Source organism: Pseudomonas sp. B21-028 (assembly GCF_024749045.1).
Lineage (GTDB): Bacteria > Pseudomonadota > Gammaproteobacteria > Pseudomonadales > Pseudomonadaceae > Aquipseudomonas.
Map to the genome: position 1 here is coordinate 3,541,996 of NZ_CP087184.1, position 17,095 is coordinate 3,559,090.

The following is a 17,095-nucleotide window of genomic DNA, read 5'->3' on the forward strand; positions in this document are numbered from 1 at the left end:
CTTATTCGGGAATCACCGCGATCACATCGATTTCCATCAACCACTGCGGCTGACCAAGAGCGCTGACCACCAGTCCGGTGGAAATCGGGAACACGCCCTTAAGCCATTTGCCGACTTCCTGGTACACCGGCTCGCGGTAACGCGGGTCGATCAAATAGGTGGTGGTCTTGACGATATGGCTCAGGTCGCTGCCGGCCTCTTCAAGCAATTGCTTGACGTTGCGCATGGCTTGTTCGGCCTGGGCACGCGGGTCGCCGAGGCCCACCAGCTGCCCGTCGAAATCGGTGCCCACCTGACCGCGCACATAGACGGTGTTGCCGGCGCGCACGGCCTGGCACAAGTCGTTGTCCAGCGTCTGGTTCGGGTAGGTATCTTGGGTGTTGAACATGCGGATACGAGTGTGGGTAGGCATCAGCGAACTCCCATGAGGCTGGCTTCTGGACTGCGTGAATCGGTGCCGGGCGACTGCGCGTGAACGTCCTGGTCCTGACGCTGGGCTGCGTCTCGATAGGTGAGGTAGGTGCGCTGCTTCACGATGTGATCGGCGACATGCCGGGCGTCATGCCATACCCCCCAGATGAAGGCCGACCCTCGACGCGACTGCCATGGCAGGCCGACGAAATACAGACCCGGTTCGCTGCAAACTCCGCGCTGGTGCCGGGGTTTGCCGCTGGCGTTGAACGCATCGACCTTCAACCAGCTGTAATCCACCGAGTAGCCCGTGGCCCAGATAATCGTGGTCACGCCAGCGTCGACCAGATCCAGCTCGAGGATCGGGTGGGTCAGGCATTGCGGGTCAGGCAGCAGGTGGCGTGCCTCTGGCTCGAGCGGCAGGTCCAGGCCGTTGCGGGCAATGTAGGCGTCGGCGGCATCCAGCAGCGCCAGGTAGTTTTCATCGCCTCGGGCAATGTTCTCGGCAAGATTGGCCTCGAACGTCACCACGCCCTCATGGAATGCCTTTGTCAGCCCCACCAGGGTTATGCCCTCGTGGGCCAGCCGGCGAAAATCCACCGTATGACCGCCGCGGGCACCACTCACGGCGATGGTCACGTGTTCCTTGCCGGGCTGGACGGCTTCGGCATCCCATTCGCCCAGTACGCCCAGCCACCAGCAGAAATCACGGTTGCGATAGGCCCGTGGAGGACGATCATGGGCGCCTACCGACAGGTAGACCCGCTTGCCGGCACGCCGCAGCTCATCGGCGATCTGCACCCCCGACGACCCTGCCCCCACCACCAGCACCGCGCCGTCCGGCAATTGCCGTGGATTACGATACAGGGCGGAATGGATCTGAGTGACCGTCGCCATGTCCGGCGCAATCGGCGGAATCACCGGCCGCTGGAATGGTCCGGTGGCAACCACCACATGAAGGGCCTCAATCAACCCTTCCGAGGTTTCAATGATGAAGCCGGGACGGCCGACATTGCGCTCGACTTTTCTGACCTCCACACCCGTGCGGATCGGCGCGCTGAATTTGTTGGCATAGGCTTCGAAGTAATCGGCCACCTGATCCTTGGCTGCGAACGCATCCGGGTCGAGGCCCTCGAACTCCAGCCCCGGGAAGCGGTCATGCCAGGCCGGGCCGTTGGCAACCAGCGAGTCCCAGCGCGCCGTGCGCCAGGCTTCGGCGATGCGGTTGCGCTCCAGGACGAGGTGCGGCACGCCGTTCCGGCTCAGGTGTTCACTCATGGCTATACCGGCCTGGCCGGCGCCGACTACAAGGGTATCGATGTGTAGGGTTTCAACGGTCATGTCTTGCACTTCCGGCAGGAGAGTTGATCAGGTCGGTCATGGCGGCCGCCTCGGTTGTGTTGTTTTTGTTCTTCGGTACAGGGACCTGAAGGGTGTGAAGCGATTGTGTTGGCAGGCGGGAATTTGCGAAACGAGGGTTTTTGTAGTTGCTGGAGAGGAAAAAGCTGTATGTGCGCCTGGCACTCTGAAGACGAGCAACTATCTCGCGCCCAGCCCGGAAACCAGCGGGGGGGCTAGCTTGCTCGCGATAGCGGTGGATCAGCCAAGACTGATGAGACTGACAGACTGCCATCGCGAGCAGGCTCGCTCCCACAGGGATTGATGGTGAAACAGTGAACTCGCGGCCAGCGCACCTCCCACAGGGATTGATGGTGAACAGTGAACTCGCGGCCAGCGCACCTCCCGTGTGGGAGCGAGCCTGCTCGCGATAGCGGTGGATCAGGAGAACCCCAGTACTAAACCCCTGTCGTCATCCCAATAAACGAACGATCCGCGGCTCGATCGAACCCGCACTCACCTCCAGCAGCGCCAGCGTCACCGGCAACTTGAAACGCCGCCGGCCGGCACTGCCGGGGTTCAGGTACAAGCGCTCGCCACGCCAATCGATGCCCGGCTTGTGGGAGTGACCGGTGATGATCAATTTCACGTCCGGATCGAGCGAAGCCGGCACATCGGCAATGTCATGCACCAGCAGGACCTGCCACCCACACAGATCGAATTGCAAACGATCGGCAAGTTGCCCGGCCCAATCGGCATCGAGGTCATTGTTGCCGCGCACCACGTGCAGCGGAGCAATGGAGGCCAGTTGCTCGAGGATTCCGGGGCTGCCGATATCACCGCCATGAATGATCCGCTCGCACCCCGCCAGCGCCGCAAGCGCTTCAGGGCGGAGCAAGCCGTGGGTATCGGAAATGACACCAACTTTCATGAGGTTCCCCGCTGTGTCTGCGTCATCGCAACTGGCTGACGTGCTGGAATTGAATAAGATAGGCTGCGCAGCCATAGTGCGCAGACTTGTCGTAAAAGGAAATGTTGATGCTCGGACGCAAACGGCCGGAGCCAGGGAGCGAGAGCCCTGTCGAGGACTTCGACCCCCAGGCTGCGCGGCCAGGCGCGGCATTGAGGCTTACCGTCAGTTTCATGCTGGTGGTGGTGATAGCCTTTCTGTCCGTAGAGGGCTGGAGGACCTGGCGCGACTACCGGGCGGCGTTTTCGGCCGCCCGCGATTCGGTGACGAACCTGGCGCGGGCGACGGCTCAGCACGCCGAAGACACCATTCGCCAGGTGGACGTGGTGACCGCCGCACTCAGCGAGCGGGTGGAAGGTGACGGGCTCAAGAACATCGACATCCCGCGCATCCATAAACTGTTGATGCAGCAATCCGCCATCATGCCGCAACTGCATGGACTGTTTATCTACGGGCCCGATGGGCAATGGGTGGTCACCGACAAGGAAGCGATTCCGGAACCGGCGAACAACGCCGATCGTGACTATTTCCAGTATCACCGCACCCACACGGATCGAAACGTGCGCATCGGCGAGGTCATCAGGAGCCGCTCCACCCATGATCTGATCATTCCCATTTCCCGACGCCTGAACAACCCCGACGGTTCGTTCGCTGGCGTGCTGCTTGGAACGGTCAAGGTCGCCTATTTCGTGGACTACTACGGCGACTTCAAGATCGACGACAAGGGCGCCCTGGTCCTGGCCATGCGCAACGGCACCCTCCTGGTACGGCGCCCTTTCGTCGAGACGGTGATCGGCAAGAGCTTGGTCAATAGCGTGATCTTCAAGAGCTTCCTGCCGACCTCGAACCAGGGCACCGCCGAAGCCCGCGCCGTGATCGACGACACCGAACGCCTGTACGGCTACCGCGCCCTGACCACCTATCCGTTGGTGGTGGAAGCCGGCCTGTCCCGGGACTCCATCATCGCGCCCTGGCGCCGCGACCTGCTCAAGACCGGCTTCGTGCTGGTTTTCCTGATCGTCACCCTGGTCGGCTTCGGGCTCATCGTGCTGAGCCAACTGCGCTACCGGATGACCATGGAAAAGCAGATCCGTCATGCACACCAGAGCATGCGGGACATGGCCTTGACCGACAGCCTGACCGGGCTGGGCAACCGCAGGAAGCTGGATCTGGCCTTGGCCGATGAGCTGCGCCTGGCCAGGCACCAGGGCTCGTCCCTGGCACTGATCATGCTCGATGTCGACTACTTCAAGCGCTTCAACGACAAGTACGGGCACGCCGCCGGGGATGAGTGCCTGCGGGCCATCGCCGGGGCGATCCAGAGCGCGGTAAAACGGCCGGGGGACCTGCCGGTCAGGTACGGCGGCGAAGAATTCACCGTCCTGCTGCCCAATACCGACGGCACCGGTGCCGCCAAGATCGCCCAGGACATTCTCGACGCCATCAGGGCGCTGAACATCGAACATGGTGATCATCCATTGGGCATCGTCACGGCCAGCGCGGGCATCACCACCAGCCAGCCGGGCACCGTGGACCTGACGCCCGCCATGTTGATCAAGGCCGCCGATGCCTTTTTGTACCTGGCCAAGAACACCGGCCGAAACCGCTGGTGCAGCGCCAACGCCACGTCGGGTTGACCCGGGAAGGGACAGCCGTGCATCGGTCCGGATCGCGCAAATCCAAGTCCACAGGTGCCGGCAAGGCGCCTGACGGCTACAATGCCCGCTTCGACCGTGACCAGCCTGACTAAAAACACATGTCCTTGCCCAAACATCATCTGGAATTGCTCAGCCCTGCCCGCGACGTGACCATCGCCCGCGAGGCCATCCTGCATGGCGCCGACGCCGTGTACATCGGTGGCCCGAGCTTCGGCGCGCGTCACAACGCCTGCAACGAGGTGGGCGATATCGCCCGGCTGGTGGAGTTCGCTCATCGCTACCACGCCCGCGTGTTCACCACGATCAACACCATCCTGCACGACAACGAGCTGGAGCCGGCCCGCCAGCTGATCCACCAGCTGTACGATGCGGGTGTCGACGCGCTGATCGTCCAGGACCTGGGGGTGATGGAGCTGGACATCCCGCCGATCGAGCTGCACGCCAGCACCCAGACCGACATTCGTACCCTGGCCCGGGCCAAGTTCCTCGATCAGGCCGGCTTTTCGCAGCTGGTACTGGCCCGTGAGTTGAACCTGCAGGAAATCCGCGCCATCGCTGACGAAACCGATGCCGCCATCGAGTTCTTCATCCACGGCGCGCTGTGCGTGGCGTTCTCCGGCCAGTGCAATATCTCCCACGCCCAGAACGGTCGCAGCGCCAACCGTGGCGACTGCTCCCAAGCCTGTCGCCTGCCCTACACCCTCAAGGACGACCAGGGTCGGGTCGTCGCCTATGAAAAACACCTGCTGTCGATGAAGGACAACAACCAGAGCGCCAACATCCGCGCCCTGGTGGAGGCCGGCGTGCGCTCGTTCAAGATCGAAGGGCGCTACAAGGACATGGGCTATGTAAAGAACATCACCGCCTACTATCGCCAGCGCCTGGACGACGTCCTCGAAGACCGTCCGGACCTGGCCCGTGCGTCCAGCGGCCGTACCGCGCATTTCTTCGTGCCCGACCCGGACAAGACCTTCCACCGGGGCAGCACCGACTACTTCGTCAGCGAGCGCAAGATCGACATCGGCGCCTTCGACTCGCCGACCTTCACCGGCGTGCCGGTGGGCGTGGTGGAAAAAGTCGGCAAGCGCGACCTGCAGGTCGTGACCTTCGATCCGTTGTCCAACGGCGACGGCCTGAACGTACTGGTCAAGCGTGAAGTGGTGGGCTTCCGGGCCAATATCGCCGAGCCCAAGGGTGAGTTCGAAGAAGACGGCCAGAAGCGCTACCGCTACCGCGTCGAGCCGAACGAGATGCCGGCCGGCATGTACCAGTTGCGTCCCAACCACCCGTTGAGCCGCAACCTGGACCATAACTGGCAGCAAGCGTTGCTCAAGACCTCATCCGAGCGGCGTGTCGGCCTGGCGTGGATCGCGCATCTGCGCGAAGCGCGCCTGGAACTGACGGCCACCAGCGAGGAAGGCATTTGTGCCAGCGTCGCCCTGGACGGGCCGTTCGGCGTGGCCAACAAGCCGGAACAGGCCCTGGAGCAATTGCACGACCTGCTCGGCCAGCTGGGCACCACCGAATACCACGCCACCGCCATCGAGCTGGATGCGCCCCAGGCATTCTTCATTCCCAACTCGCAGCTCAAGGCGTTGCGTCGCGAAGCCATCGAGGCCCTGACCGCCGCCCGCATCGAAGCGCACCCCCGCGGTGGTCGCAAGGCCGAGACCAGCCCGCCACCGGTGTACCCGGAGTCGCACCTGTCGTTCCTGGCCAACGTCTACAACCAGAAGGCCCGGGATTTCTATCATCGCCATGGGGTCAAGCTGATCGACGCGGCGTTCGAGGCCCACGAGGAAACCGGTGAAGTGCCGGTGATGATCACCAAGCACTGCCTGCGCTTCTCGTTCAACCTCTGCCCCAAGCAGGCCAAGGGCGTCACCGGCGTGCGCACCAAGGTCGCGCCGATGCAGCTCATCCACGGGGACGAAGTCCTGACGCTGAAGTTCGACTGCAAACCCTGCGAGATGCACGTGGTCGGCAAGATCAAGGGCCACATCCTCGACCTGCCGCTGCCGGGCAGCACGGCGCAGCCGGTTGTCGGCCACATCAGCCCCGAGGACCTGCTCAAGACCATCCCCCGCGCCCCGCATTAAGTCACCGCTACACCCTCTCTGTGGGAGCGAGCCTGCTCGCGATAGCGGTAGGTCAGCCTGGGATGATGTCGGATGTGCCGCCGTCATCGCGAGCAGGCTCGCTCCCACATGGGTTGCCTACCCTTGTTTTTCATTTCTGCGTCGTTTTTGCTTGAGTGTGCGACAAATCCTACTTCGTGGACTCCCCGCCCGCTGACCTGCGGTGGTAGGTTGCGTAGTCGTTTCGCCAATGAGACATCTTCCTTCAACTCCTCCGCAAAGGAATGCCCCAGCAATGGACTTCTCGCTCAAGCACCTGGCTGTGACCACCCTGCTGCTGTCCAGCTTCGCAACGCTTTCCGCGCCAGCACTCGCCAACATCACCGCGCAGCAGAGCGCAACCCTGGTCAAAACCCTCGCTGACACGTCGGTCACGGACTTCAGGCAATTCCTCGGCAGCGTGGCCAAGAGCGACGTAGCCAAAACCGCTGACCTGGGTCCGGCCATCAGCGCCTTCCTCGACAACAAGACCCTTTCGGCCGAACAACAGAATGAAATCCATCGCCTGCTGGGTATCTATGCGCGGGTGAAATATGGCGCCGCGGCCACTGAAACCCTGAAAGAGCTGGTGGCGATCCCGACCTTCCGCAAGGAAGGCGTGGCCCAGCACGAGAACCCCGAGTTCCTCAAGATCGCCGACAAGATCAAGAGTCTCGCCCAGACTTTCGACCTGAACTTCCGCAACATCGACAACCGCGTCTATGAAATCTCCCTGCCGGGCAGTGGCGACGAAGTCGTCGGCATCCACGCCCATGCCGACGTGGTGCCGGTGACTCCGGAGAACTGGGTGCTGAAGGACGGCACGCGACTCGATCCGTTCAAAGTCACCCTGGTGGGCGACCGCATGTACGGCCGGGGCACCGAGGACGACAAGAACGGTATCGTCGTGGCGCTCTATGCCATGAAGATCATCAAGGAAGAGAAGCTGCCGCTGGCGCGGAATTTCAAGCTGCTGGTGGACACCACCGAGGAAACCACCGGTGACGCGATCCCTTACTACTTCGAACACAACCCGACGCCGAATTACAACCTGGCACTGGATGGCGGCTACCCGGTGGTGATTGCCGAGAAAGGCTACGGCACGGTCATGGCGAACTTTGCCCGTCGTCCGGCGCAAGGCAAGGGCGCCGAAATCACCGCGCTGACCGGTGGCCTGGCAACCAACCAGATTCCATCGACATCGGTGGCTACCTTCGTCGCTGACAAGCCTGCCGAACTGGCCGCCAGCCTGCTCAAGGCCGGTACCGATTATGCCAAGCGCAATGGCGGCAACTTCAAGGTCGCCAGCCAGGTCGTCGGCAAGGACGTCCAACTGACCTTCACCGGTGTTTCCGCTCACTCGTCAGAGCCCGAGTCCGGCGTCAACCCGGTAGCGCGGATGCTGGTCTTCATCAACGGCCTGGACAACAAGGTTGCACTCAAGCACAACCACATCACCGACGCCGCCCGCTACGCCGCCGACAACTGGGGCCTGGACTACTTGGGTAAACAATTGGGGATTGGCTTCTCCGACGCGTTCATGGGCCCGCTGACCGCCTCGCTGACCTTTGTCGGCATGGATGACAAGACCTTCAAGCTCGCCGTCAACCTGCGCGTTCCGGTCGGCAAGTCCACCGAAGCGCTCAAGACTGAGATCGCCGACAAACTGGCGGCCTGGAGCAAGAAGTCCCATGTTGCAGTGGCCTTCGATTACTCCATCGACGAGCCAATGTACCGCAACCCCGAGGGCGAATGGGTCAAGGCGCTGCTGGCCGTGGCCACCGAAAACCTGGGCATGGAGCACAAATACGGCACCTCCGCGGGCGCCACATCGGTCCACGACCTGCCCAACGGCGTGCAGTTCGGCCTGGCAATGCCCAACGTCAAGTACACCGGTCATAACGACAACGAGTTCAAGACAGTCGAGCAGTTCATGCTGGACTTGCAGATCGTGACCGAAATGATGGGACGGATCGGGCAGATGCCGAAGCTCTGAGTACATCTGCCGGCCAGTTATTTCCCGGCTGGCAGGTTTTAATGTGGCGAGGGGATTTATCCCCGCTGGGGCGCGTAGCGGCCCCACAATCTTGGGGCCGCTGCGCAGCCCAGCGGGGATAAATCCCCTCGCCACAGAGCGTTTTATTCCTTCAGGGAACTGGCGCTCGGGTCCACGACCTTTGCTGTTATGTCAGTCAATTCCAACCCCCAATCCCCATGCAGGTACCAATCCTCCCCAATCATCTCGGCCGGGTGCATGGTCCGGTCGGCGCCGTTGCCACAGGCCAGGGCGTTCGATGCGCAGTAGCGGTCGCAGCCCCAGCAGATGCGTTCAGGGTGCTTGGGGCTGAGGGGAAAGGGCTTGGCCATGGGAACCCCGCTGACGGATGGGTGTAGCTGCACCCTATCGCACCAGGCTTGAACCACCCTTGATTTCGATCAAGAACGACCCTGCCATTTCTTTCGCAGAATCACGCTGAAAATTGACAATAATCATTATTATTCGCAGCGAAGCTCCCTAGACTCCGGCCAACTCTTACGTCGTCCAGGAAGTCATCATGCGCACGCTCACTCCCCTGTCTCTCGCCCTCCTCGTTCTCGCGCCACTGGCCCAGGCCAAGGAATACCCCATCGGCGAACCGCAATTGTGCCCGGGACTGGAAGTCGGCGCGGTGTACCTGCAACCGATTGAAATGGCTCCAGCCGGCATGATGCGCGCCACCGCCGATTCCGACGTTCACCTGGAAGCCGACATCCGCGCCACGGCGGACAACTCGCAAGGCTTTCAGGAAGGCAGCTTCGTGCCCTACCTCAACGTGTCGTTCCAGCTGAAAAAGCAGGGCAACGACACCGAGCTCAAGGGTGATTTCCACGCCATGGTCGCCAATGACGGACCGCACTATGGCGACAACGTGAAACTGCTCGGCCCCGGCAAATATCAACTGACCTTCACCGTCCTGCCTCCGAGCGGTCATGGCTCCCTCGGTCGTCATACCGACAAGGAAACCGGCGTCGCGCCGTGGTTCGAGCGTTGTGAGTTGCACTACGAATTCGTCTACGCCGGGATCGGCAAGAAAGGCGGATATTGAAGATGGACCGCCGAACCCGCGGGCGGCCCGCAAGGCATGGACGCCTGGCCTGGCTGATGCTGGTGGGCCTGCTGCCTTCGCTGGCCCAGGCCGAGTTGCCGACCTATGAACTGAGCATCCGCGACGGACATTTCACCCCGCCGCTGTTGGAAGTACCGGCCGGGCAGCGCTTCAAGATCGTGCTGAAGAACGTCGGCCAGGGCCCGGCGGAGTTCGAAAGCACGCCATTGCGCGTGGAAAAAGTGCTGTCGCCCGGAGTCACCACCTTCGTCGTGATTCATCCGCTGCGTCCGGGGCGCTATCCATTTTTCGATGAATTCAATCCGCAACTGCCCGAGGGCGGCATCCTGGCCCAGTGATCGGTCAGCAGGAGGCGTTCGCATGACTCAATCGATGTTTATTGTCTGGCGCGAAAGCGTCGAGGCATTGTTGGTGCTCGGGATTCTCCAGGCCTGGGTCAGCCGTCAGCAACAGACCCGGCCGTTACTGCGCTACGTCTGGAGCGGCGCGGCCCTGGGCCTGCTGCTTTCGGCTGCGCTGGCCGGGCTGATCCTGCTGGCCGGCGAGGCCATGAGCGGCGCGGCCAACGAGTGGTTCCAGGCCTCGTTGGCGCTGGTCGCCAGTGTGCTGATCGTGCAAATGGTGGGCTGGATGCGCCGCAATGCCGGCAGGCTCAAGCAGGACCTGACCCGTCAAGCCGACCGGAGCCTGGACCGCCAGGGTGGCCTCGGCCTGCTGGTCCTGGCGCTGTTGGCCGTGAGCCGCGAAGGCAGTGAAACCGTGGTTTTCCTGTATGGCGCCGGGGCCCGCCTGCAAGGGCCGCAGTTGGGAATGTTCGCCGTGGGCGCGGTGGCTGGGCTGGTGCTGGCGCTGCTGACCGTTTCCTTGCTGCACGGCAGTCGACGGTTCATCTCATGGCCACGTTTCTTTGCCATCAGCGAGGCAATTCTTCTGCTGCTGGGAGCGGCGTTGCTGGTCAGCGGCATCGAGCGGGTCGGCGGGCAGTTGCTTGCGATGGACTGGCCCGAGGCGGTGTATCGCGGCATCGGCGATGCCCTGTGGGACAGCAGCGCGATCCTGGATGACGGCCATGGGCTCGGTGGTTTCCTCGCCGATTTTGCCGGGTATCGGGCGAGCCCCAGCGCACTGACATTGCTGGTGTGGATCGGCTATTGGCTGGCCGTCGTCGGCTGGCTGCGGCCGCGCAAGGTGGAAACCCTGCCATGCCCGACCTGAACGCCTGGCTCCAGCGCCTGGGCGACGGCATGCGCCGCCATGGCGCGACCATCCGTGCCGTGCAATGGGCAGTGGTGCTGTTTTATGGGGTGTTGCTGGTGGTCCCTGCCTTCCTGCCCTTGCCGGACAGCCAGGCGCGCCTGTTCGACAACCTCACGCTGCTGGCCCAGTTTCTGTTCTGGGGCCTCTGGTGGCCCTTCGTGTTGCTGTCGATCGTGCTGTTCGGTCGGCTCTGGTGTGGCGTGCTGTGCCCCGAGGGTGCCTTGAGCGAATGGGCCAGCCGATATGGCAAAGGCCTGGGCATGCCGCGAGGCCTGCGCTGGGCCGGTTGGCCAACCCTGGCGTTCTGCCTGACCACGATTTATGGCCAACTCATCAGTGTCTATGACTATGCCCAGGCTGCGCTGCTGATCCTCGGCGGCTCGACCATCGCGGCGGTGATTGTCGGCCTGCTGTTCGCCCGGGGTAAACGGGTATGGTGCCGCTACCTGTGCCCGGTCAGCGGCGTCTTCGCCCTGCTCGCGCGCCTGGCACCGGTGCATTTTCAGGTGGACGAACAACGCTGGCTGGAAAATCCCGGGCCCCGTCGACCACCGCCCAATTGCGCGCCCTTGCTGGACATTCGTCGCATGCGCGGCGCCGCCGACTGCCATGCCTGCGGTCGTTGCAGCGGCCAGCGCAATGCCGTGCGCCTGATCGCCCGTTCCAGCAACCAGGAAATTCTTCACTCGACACCGAACAGCGTCTCGCCGTGGGACGTGCGCTTGCTGTTGTTCGGCGTCATCGGCCTGGCCATGGGGGCTTTCCAGTGGACCGTCAGCCCGTGGTTCATCGCCCTGAAACAGAACCTGGCCCAATGGCTGGTGACCCACGACCTGCTCTGGCCCCTCCAGGACAACGCGCCATGGTGGCTGCTGACACACTACCCGCAGCTCAATGACAGTTTCAGTTGGCTCGATGGGTTTTGCATCCTCGCCTACCTGGGCATGAGTGCCTTGCTGCTGGGGGGGTCGTTGACGCTGCTGATACGCCTGGCGGCGAAAATGTCGGGAGATGCTGCACACTATTGGCCCTTAGCCATCACCTTGACGCCTCTTGGTGGTGCAGGGCTGTTTCTCGGCTTGTCGGCCACCACGGTGAAGCTGTTGCGCTATGAAGGATTGTTGCTCGAATGGGTGCAACCAGCGCGGGCCGCGCTTTTGCTGGCGGCGATGGCCTGGAGCCTGTGGCTGGGTTGGAAACGCCTGGAGCAAGTGTCCCCGGCTCGACGACTACCCGCCATGGCGTGCCTGGCATTGGCCTGCGGCCTCGTGGGATATGGCTGGTGGTTGCAGTTCTGGGGGTGGTGATCCCACAAGACAGTGCATACGCCGCCAGAACCTGTGGGAGCGAGCCTGCTCGCGATGACGCCCGCACATCCGACATCTTCCTGGACTGACACACCGCTATCGCGAGCAGGCTCCCACATACCTTTCACCCCGACTCGGCTACACCTTGAACCGCGCCACCGTCTCATGCAGCGAGCCGGCCATCTGTGCCAGGTCCTGGCCGGCGGTATCGGTGTGCCTTGCCCCCAGCAGCACCTGTTCCGACAGGTTGCGAATGCCCACCAGGTTACGGTCCACTTCCCGGGCCACCAGGGCCTGTTGTTCCGTGGCGCTGGCGATCATCAGGTTGCGCTCGTTGATCTGCGATATCGAGCGGGCGATTTCATCCAGGGCGTCACCGGAGCGCTGGGCGACTTGCAGGGTGTCCTGTACCCGCTCGCTGCTGTTTTGCATGGCCGTCACGGCGTGCCCGCTGTCCTGGCGGATGTTGCCGATCATGTCCTCGATTTCCCGGGTCGAATCCTGGGTGCGATGAGCCAGTGCACGGACTTCGTCAGCCACCACCGCAAAGCCGCGTCCGGCATCGCCGGCCCGGGCGGCTTCGATGGCGGCGTTCAGGGCCAGGAGGTTGGTCTGCTCGGCAATGCCGCGGATCACGTCCAGTACGGTGCTGATGCCCTCGACCCGCCCTGCCAGTTGCTGAATGCGCGCCGAGGTGTCCGTCACGCCGTCCGCCAGCGCCGAGATGCAGGCGACCGTCTGCTGGACCTGTTCACGGCCACGCTGGGCGGTCTGCTCGGAGACCCGCGAGGCTTCGCTGGTGCTCACGGCGTTGCGCGCCACCTCGTCCACCGCCGCTGTCATCTGGTTCACCGCCGCCGCGGCCTGCTCGATCTCCATGCCTTGCAACTGCAACGTGCTGTTGGTCTGGCTGCTGACCGCACTCAGCTCTTCGGATGAACTGGCTACCCGATCCACCGAGGCTGCAATGTGCCGAACCATGGTGTTGAGGTTCTGCTGCATATCGTGCATGTTGCTCATCACACTGTCGTTGGCGCCGACGCCCACCGGCACGCGGATCGTCAGGTCGCCCTGGGCGATGTGGCTCAGCACCCGCGCGGCGTCATCGGGCTCGCCGCCCAACGGTCGGGTCACGCTGCGGGTCACCAGTATCGCCACGGTACTCACCACGGCCAGGCAGGCCAGGACCAACATCAGCATGTTGCGCCGCGCATCGCTGTAGCGTGCCTGGGCCAGTTGCTCACGCTCGGCAAACAGCTTGCCCTGCATCGCCATCAACCCTTCCAGGCTTTTGTACACCTCAAGCTCCGCCGGGATCACACCCTGCCTGAGTTGCGTCATTGCCTCATCCGTCGCGCCCTGGCGGATCAGCGTCTGCACCTGGACGAATGCCGCCACGTAGGCCTCTCGACGCTTCTTCAATTCGGCAAAAGCCGCCTTGCCTTCGGGCTGAAACAACAGCGGCTCTAACGTCGCGAAAGCCTGGGTGATGCGCTGTCGCGTGGCATCGATGGCTTGCTGCACCTGTGCATTATTCTTATCGATCAGCAAGTCCCGGGTGTTCCTGGCGTTATCGCGCACGCCCGTGGCGATCACCATGATCGGGTCGATCTTCGGCCAATCCTGCCGGACGATCTGCTCAGCCTGGTCGCGCAACACAGCCAGGTCGTTCAAGGCGTACAACGCCAGGGCGATCAAGGCCAGTGGTGCGATGGCAAAGCCGATCACGATGCGTTGGGCGGTGGTGAGTCTGGTCATATCAAATGCTCCCTGTTCAACTACCTGCCGGTCCGGCAGCGCATTTGAAAACCTTGGAAAAAAGAGTGGCCCGGTCATCCCGAGCCGCTGTGTCGTTCGTCCCGACAAGGCTTAGCTGCGCAACACGAACGAGGGGAACAGCTCCCGCAGAGCGGCCCACAGTTCGGGCTGCAAGGCGTGTGCCGAAACGCTGGAGAGGTGCGGGTCGAGCATCCGGGCCGTGCGCACCAGTTGCACGGCGAACCGGCTGACGCCCCGTTCACTCAGGCGCCGGGCCAGGGTCAGTAGCCGCTCGGGGTCGAACAGATGCCAATGCACCGTGGTGCGGCACTCGTAATCCACGCCGCTGTCCAGCAGATGGTCGAGGCTGCGCCAGTTGGCCGTGCCGCTGCCTTCGACCCGGGTCACGTCCAGGGCATCTTCAGGCAGCGCTTTGACGTCGAAGCCCACCCAGTCGGCTTGCCCGACCACCTTGGCGAACGCCGCTGGCTTGATGCCGGCGCTGTGCAGGCCGATGCGAAAGCCCATCTGCCGCACCTCCTCCATGGCCGAGCCCAGGCCGTCCTGCAAGGTCGGCTCGCCACCGCTGAACACCACAGCGTCGAGCAGGTCCTGGCGGCGTTGCAGGAACGCCAGCACCCGGCACCAATCCACTTCTTCGTTGCCACGGGGCGGGATCAGTTGCGGGTTATGGCAATAACGACAACGCCAGGCGCAGCCCTGGCAAAACAGTACGCAGGCCAGTTGGCCCGGATAATCGAGGGTGGTCAGGGGCACCATGCCCCCGACCCGCAGCACTCGACTCATGGACGCCCGGCCGCGCGTTCAGTGAAATGCACCCGCTCGCGGTGCTCGGACTGCTTGCCCGGGTTGAACGCCGCCACCGGGCGGTGATAACCCATCACCCGGGTCCAGACCTCACAACGTTGGCGCTGGGCCTGCGGAAGGTTGCGCGATTCATTCATGGTGAAACTCCTTACGGTGGATGATCGGATCAGTGGACGCTGCGTGCCTGCTGCTGTTGCAGCAACAACGCCTCGTCGCATTTGGGACAGAACTCGTGTTCGCCGGCCAGGTAGCCGTGCACCGGGCAGATCGAAAACGTCGGCGTGACCGTCAGGTACGGCAGCCGGAACCGCCCCAGGGCCTTGCGCACCAATTGCTTGCAGGCCTGGGTGGAAGAAATCTGCTCGGCCATGTACAGGTGCAACACGGTGCCGCCGGTGTACTTGCATTGCAGTTCGTCCTGCAGTTCCAGGGCCTCGAACGGGTCCTCGGTAAATCCCACCGGCAATTGCGAAGAGTTGGTGTAGTACGGCGCAACCGGGCTGCCGGCCTGGAGGATATCGGGGTAGCGCTTAAGGTCTTCCTTGGCGAAGCGGTAGGTGGTGCCTTCGGCAGGCGTGGCTTCCAGGTTGTAGAGATGGCCGGTTTCCTCCTGGAAGCGCAACAGCGTCGCCCGCACATGATCCAGCAACCGCAGCGCGAACTCGCGGCCCTGCTCGGTGTGCAGCCCCTGTTGGTCGTCGGTGAAATTGCGCAGCATTTCATGCAGGCCATTCACGCCGATGGTGGAGAAGTGATTGCGCAAGGTGCCCAGGTAGCGCTTGGTGTAGGGATACAGGCCGGCATCCATGTGGTGCTGGATCACCTTGCGCTTGACCTCCAGGCTTTCCTTCGCCAGCTCCATCAGGGTATCGAGGCGTTGCAACAACGCACTGGTATTGCCCTTGTACAGGTAGCCCAGCCGGGCGCAGTTGATCGTCACCACCCCGAGGGAGCCGGTCTGTTCCGCCGAACCGAACAAGCCGCCGCCACGCTTGAGCAGCTCACGCACGTCCAGTTGCAGACGGCAGCACATCGACCGCACCTGGTTGGGCTGCATGTCCGAGTTGAGGAAATTCTGGAAGTACGGCAAGCCGTAGCGGGCCGTCATTTCGAACAAGCGGTCGGCGTTCTCGCTGTCCCACGGAAAGTCGTGGGTGATGTTGTAGGTCGGGATCGGGAAGGTGAACACCCGCCCTTTCGCATCGCCGGCCTGCATCACCTCGATGTAGGCACGGTTGATCAACTCCATTTCCGCTTGCAGGTCGCCGTAGGCAAACGGCATCTCTTCGCCACCGATCACCGGGATCTGTTCGCGCAGATCCTGCGGGCAGACCCAATCGAAGGTCAGGTTGGTAAACGGCGTTTGCGTGCCCCAGCGCGAGGGTACGTTGAGGTTGTAGATGAACTCCTGCAGAGACTGGCGGACCTCGTCGTAGCTGAGCCGGTCCTTGCGCACGTAGGGCGCCAGGTAGGTGTCGAACGAGCTGAAGGCCTGGGCCCCGGCCCATTCGTTCTGCAGGGTGCCAAGGAAATTCACCATCTGCCCCAGGGCGCTGCTCAGGTGCTTGGGCGGCCCGGCCTCGACCCGCCCCGGCACGCCGTTGAGACCTTCGTGCAACAGCGTGCGCAGGGACCAGCCGGCACAGTAGCCGGCAAGCATGTCCAGGTCATGGATATGCAGGTCGGCCTCGCGGTGCGCCTCGCCGATGGCCTGGCTGTAGACCTCGTCGAGCCAATAGTTGGCGGTGACCTTGCCCGACACGTTGAGGATCAACCCGCCGAGGGAATAGCCCTGGTTGGCGTTGGCCTGCACGCGCCAGTCTTCGCGGTCGAGGTATTCGTTCATCGACGTGGCGACTTCCACCAGGGTACGGCGATCCCGGCGCAAGCGTCCGTGTTGCTCGCGGTAAACGATGTAGGCGCGCATGGAGAGGAAGAAACCGGCGTCCATCAACACCCGCTCGACCCGGTCCTGGATCTGCTCGACGTTCAATCGCGACTGCCCTTCCAACCGGGCCAGCACGGCGTTGAGCAGTGCTTCGGCTTCAACCTCGGCGTACTCACCGGTGGCCTTGCCGGCGGCGATCAGCGCCTGGCGGATCTTGTCCGCATCAAAGGCGACCACACTGCCGTCGCGCTTGTGCAGGCGGTTGCACCCTACTGAAATCAACGTGCTTTGCATTTGGGCTCCAGACACTACATATAGGCTTTTGAAATTCATAAAACACAATATGCAGTGGAGAGTACGGGGGATAGATCGGTTTGCAATTGACTGATGTCAAGAATCGAAAGGGGGCGAGTCAGTTGATAGGGATGTGACTGGGGCGCCGTTATCGCGAGCAGG

At 62.9% G+C, this 17,095-nt stretch carries 15 protein-coding genes; 7 read left to right on the plus strand and 8 right to left on the minus strand.

What is annotated here, in order from left to right:
* Position 1: 1 nt before the first annotated feature.
* The 3 genes from LOY35_RS15370 to LOY35_RS15380 form a co-directional block, all read right to left on the minus strand.
* Positions 2 to 412, minus strand: a complete 411-nt coding sequence (locus LOY35_RS15370; RefSeq protein ID WP_047702883.1) for a RidA family protein — start codon at positions 410 to 412, stop codon at positions 2 to 4.
* Positions 412 to 1,752, minus strand: coding sequence for an NAD(P)/FAD-dependent oxidoreductase (locus LOY35_RS15375; protein WP_258624457.1), 1,341 nt, complete (start codon positions 1,750 to 1,752; stop codon positions 412 to 414). The genes LOY35_RS15370 and LOY35_RS15375 overlap by 1 nt, the downstream gene beginning before the upstream one ends.
* A gap of 469 nt (positions 1,753 to 2,221) precedes the next feature.
* Positions 2,222 to 2,680, minus strand: a complete 459-nt coding sequence (locus tag LOY35_RS15380; protein ID WP_258624459.1) for a metallophosphoesterase family protein — start codon at positions 2,678 to 2,680, stop codon at positions 2,222 to 2,224.
* A gap of 107 nt (positions 2,681 to 2,787) precedes the next feature.
* Between LOY35_RS15380 and LOY35_RS15385 the strand changes: the two genes are divergently transcribed.
* From LOY35_RS15385 to LOY35_RS15395, 3 genes are all read left to right on the plus strand, one after another.
* A complete protein-coding gene (locus LOY35_RS15385; protein ID WP_258624462.1) occupies positions 2,788 to 4,356 on the plus strand; it encodes a sensor domain-containing diguanylate cyclase in 1,569 nt (522 codons plus the stop codon).
* Positions 4,357 to 4,475: 119 nt separating this feature from the next.
* On the plus strand, positions 4,476 to 6,476 hold the full coding sequence (locus tag LOY35_RS15390; protein ID WP_258624465.1) for a U32 family peptidase: 2,001 nt from the start codon (positions 4,476 to 4,478) through the stop codon (positions 6,474 to 6,476).
* 274 nt (positions 6,477 to 6,750) lie between these two features.
* On the plus strand, positions 6,751 to 8,490 hold the full coding sequence (locus LOY35_RS15395; RefSeq protein WP_258624477.1) for a dipeptidase: 1,740 nt from the start codon (positions 6,751 to 6,753) through the stop codon (positions 8,488 to 8,490).
* Between the two features lie 143 nt (positions 8,491 to 8,633).
* Here LOY35_RS15395 and LOY35_RS15400 read toward each other — a convergent pair whose 3' ends face one another.
* Complete coding sequence (locus tag LOY35_RS15400) at positions 8,634 to 8,861, minus strand: DUF3079 domain-containing protein (protein WP_258624479.1); 228 nt, start codon at positions 8,859 to 8,861, stop codon at positions 8,634 to 8,636.
* Between the two features lie 188 nt (positions 8,862 to 9,049).
* On the opposite strand from LOY35_RS15400, the gene LOY35_RS15405 reads away from it, so the two are divergent.
* Genes LOY35_RS15405 through LOY35_RS15420 form a run of 4 tightly spaced genes read left to right on the plus strand, consistent with a single transcriptional unit; the run spans position 9,050 to position 12,165 of the window.
* Positions 9,050 to 9,580: an iron transporter gene (locus tag LOY35_RS15405; protein WP_258624480.1), complete on the plus strand. Its 531-nt coding sequence runs from the start codon at positions 9,050 to 9,052 to the stop codon at positions 9,578 to 9,580.
* Positions 9,581 to 9,582: 2 nt separating this feature from the next.
* The gene (locus LOY35_RS15410) at positions 9,583 to 9,939 is read left to right on the plus strand and encodes a cupredoxin domain-containing protein (protein ID WP_258624483.1); all 357 of its coding nucleotides are present in this window, start codon (positions 9,583 to 9,585) and stop codon (positions 9,937 to 9,939) included.
* Positions 9,940 to 9,961: 22 nt separating this feature from the next.
* The gene (locus LOY35_RS15415) at positions 9,962 to 10,816 is read left to right on the plus strand and encodes an FTR1 family protein (RefSeq protein ID WP_258624486.1); all 855 of its coding nucleotides are present in this window, start codon (positions 9,962 to 9,964) and stop codon (positions 10,814 to 10,816) included.
* The gene (locus tag LOY35_RS15420; protein ID WP_258624488.1) at positions 10,804 to 12,165 is read left to right on the plus strand and encodes a 4Fe-4S binding protein; all 1,362 of its coding nucleotides are present in this window, start codon (positions 10,804 to 10,806) and stop codon (positions 12,163 to 12,165) included. The genes LOY35_RS15415 and LOY35_RS15420 overlap by 13 nt, the downstream gene beginning before the upstream one ends.
* 138 nt (positions 12,166 to 12,303) lie before the next feature.
* On the opposite strand, the gene LOY35_RS15425 is transcribed toward LOY35_RS15420, so the two are convergent.
* The 4 genes from LOY35_RS15425 to LOY35_RS15440 form a co-directional block, all read right to left on the minus strand.
* On the minus strand, positions 12,304 to 13,923 hold the full coding sequence (locus tag LOY35_RS15425; RefSeq protein ID WP_258624490.1) for a methyl-accepting chemotaxis protein: 1,620 nt from the start codon (positions 13,921 to 13,923) through the stop codon (positions 12,304 to 12,306).
* A 111-nt stretch (positions 13,924 to 14,034) separates the two neighbouring features.
* Entirely contained in the window at positions 14,035 to 14,730 is a 696-nt protein-coding gene (locus LOY35_RS15430) for an anaerobic ribonucleoside-triphosphate reductase activating protein (protein ID WP_258624496.1), read from the minus strand.
* Positions 14,727 to 14,888: an anaerobic ribonucleoside-triphosphate reductase gene (gene nrdD / locus LOY35_RS15435; protein WP_144929447.1), complete on the minus strand. Its 162-nt coding sequence runs from the start codon at positions 14,886 to 14,888 to the stop codon at positions 14,727 to 14,729. The genes LOY35_RS15430 and nrdD overlap by 4 nt, the downstream gene beginning before the upstream one ends.
* Before the next feature lie 29 nt (positions 14,889 to 14,917).
* The gene (locus tag LOY35_RS15440; protein ID WP_258624499.1) at positions 14,918 to 16,933 is read right to left on the minus strand and encodes a ribonucleoside triphosphate reductase; all 2,016 of its coding nucleotides are present in this window, start codon (positions 16,931 to 16,933) and stop codon (positions 14,918 to 14,920) included.
* Positions 16,934 to 17,095: the final 162 nt, after the last annotated feature.

Coding starts and splice junctions, on each gene's coding strand:
- LOY35_RS15370 (WP_047702883.1), bottom strand. CDS start 412: ATGCCTACCCACACTCGTATCCGCATGTTCAACACCCAAGATACCTAC.
- LOY35_RS15375 (WP_258624457.1), bottom strand. CDS start 1,752: ATGACCGTTGAAACCCTACACATCGATACCCTTGTAGTCGGCGCCGGC.
- LOY35_RS15380 (WP_258624459.1), bottom strand. CDS start 2,680: ATGAAAGTTGGTGTCATTTCCGATACCCACGGCTTGCTCCGCCCTGAA.
- LOY35_RS15385 (WP_258624462.1), top strand. CDS start 2,788: ATGCTCGGACGCAAACGGCCGGAGCCAGGGAGCGAGAGCCCTGTCGAG.
- LOY35_RS15390 (WP_258624465.1), top strand. CDS start 4,476: ATGTCCTTGCCCAAACATCATCTGGAATTGCTCAGCCCTGCCCGCGAC.
- LOY35_RS15395 (WP_258624477.1), top strand. CDS start 6,751: ATGGACTTCTCGCTCAAGCACCTGGCTGTGACCACCCTGCTGCTGTCC.
- LOY35_RS15400 (WP_258624479.1), bottom strand. CDS start 8,861: ATGGCCAAGCCCTTTCCCCTCAGCCCCAAGCACCCTGAACGCATCTGC.
- LOY35_RS15405 (WP_258624480.1), top strand. CDS start 9,050: ATGCGCACGCTCACTCCCCTGTCTCTCGCCCTCCTCGTTCTCGCGCCA.
- LOY35_RS15410 (WP_258624483.1), top strand. CDS start 9,583: ATGGACCGCCGAACCCGCGGGCGGCCCGCAAGGCATGGACGCCTGGCC.
- LOY35_RS15415 (WP_258624486.1), top strand. CDS start 9,962: ATGACTCAATCGATGTTTATTGTCTGGCGCGAAAGCGTCGAGGCATTG.
- LOY35_RS15420 (WP_258624488.1), top strand. CDS start 10,804: ATGCCCGACCTGAACGCCTGGCTCCAGCGCCTGGGCGACGGCATGCGC.
- LOY35_RS15425 (WP_258624490.1), bottom strand. CDS start 13,923: ATGACCAGACTCACCACCGCCCAACGCATCGTGATCGGCTTTGCCATC.
- LOY35_RS15430 (WP_258624496.1), bottom strand. CDS start 14,730: ATGAGTCGAGTGCTGCGGGTCGGGGGCATGGTGCCCCTGACCACCCTC.
- nrdD (WP_144929447.1), bottom strand. CDS start 14,888: ATGAATGAATCGCGCAACCTTCCGCAGGCCCAGCGCCAACGTTGTGAG.
- LOY35_RS15440 (WP_258624499.1), bottom strand. CDS start 16,933: ATGCAAAGCACGTTGATTTCAGTAGGGTGCAACCGCCTGCACAAGCGC.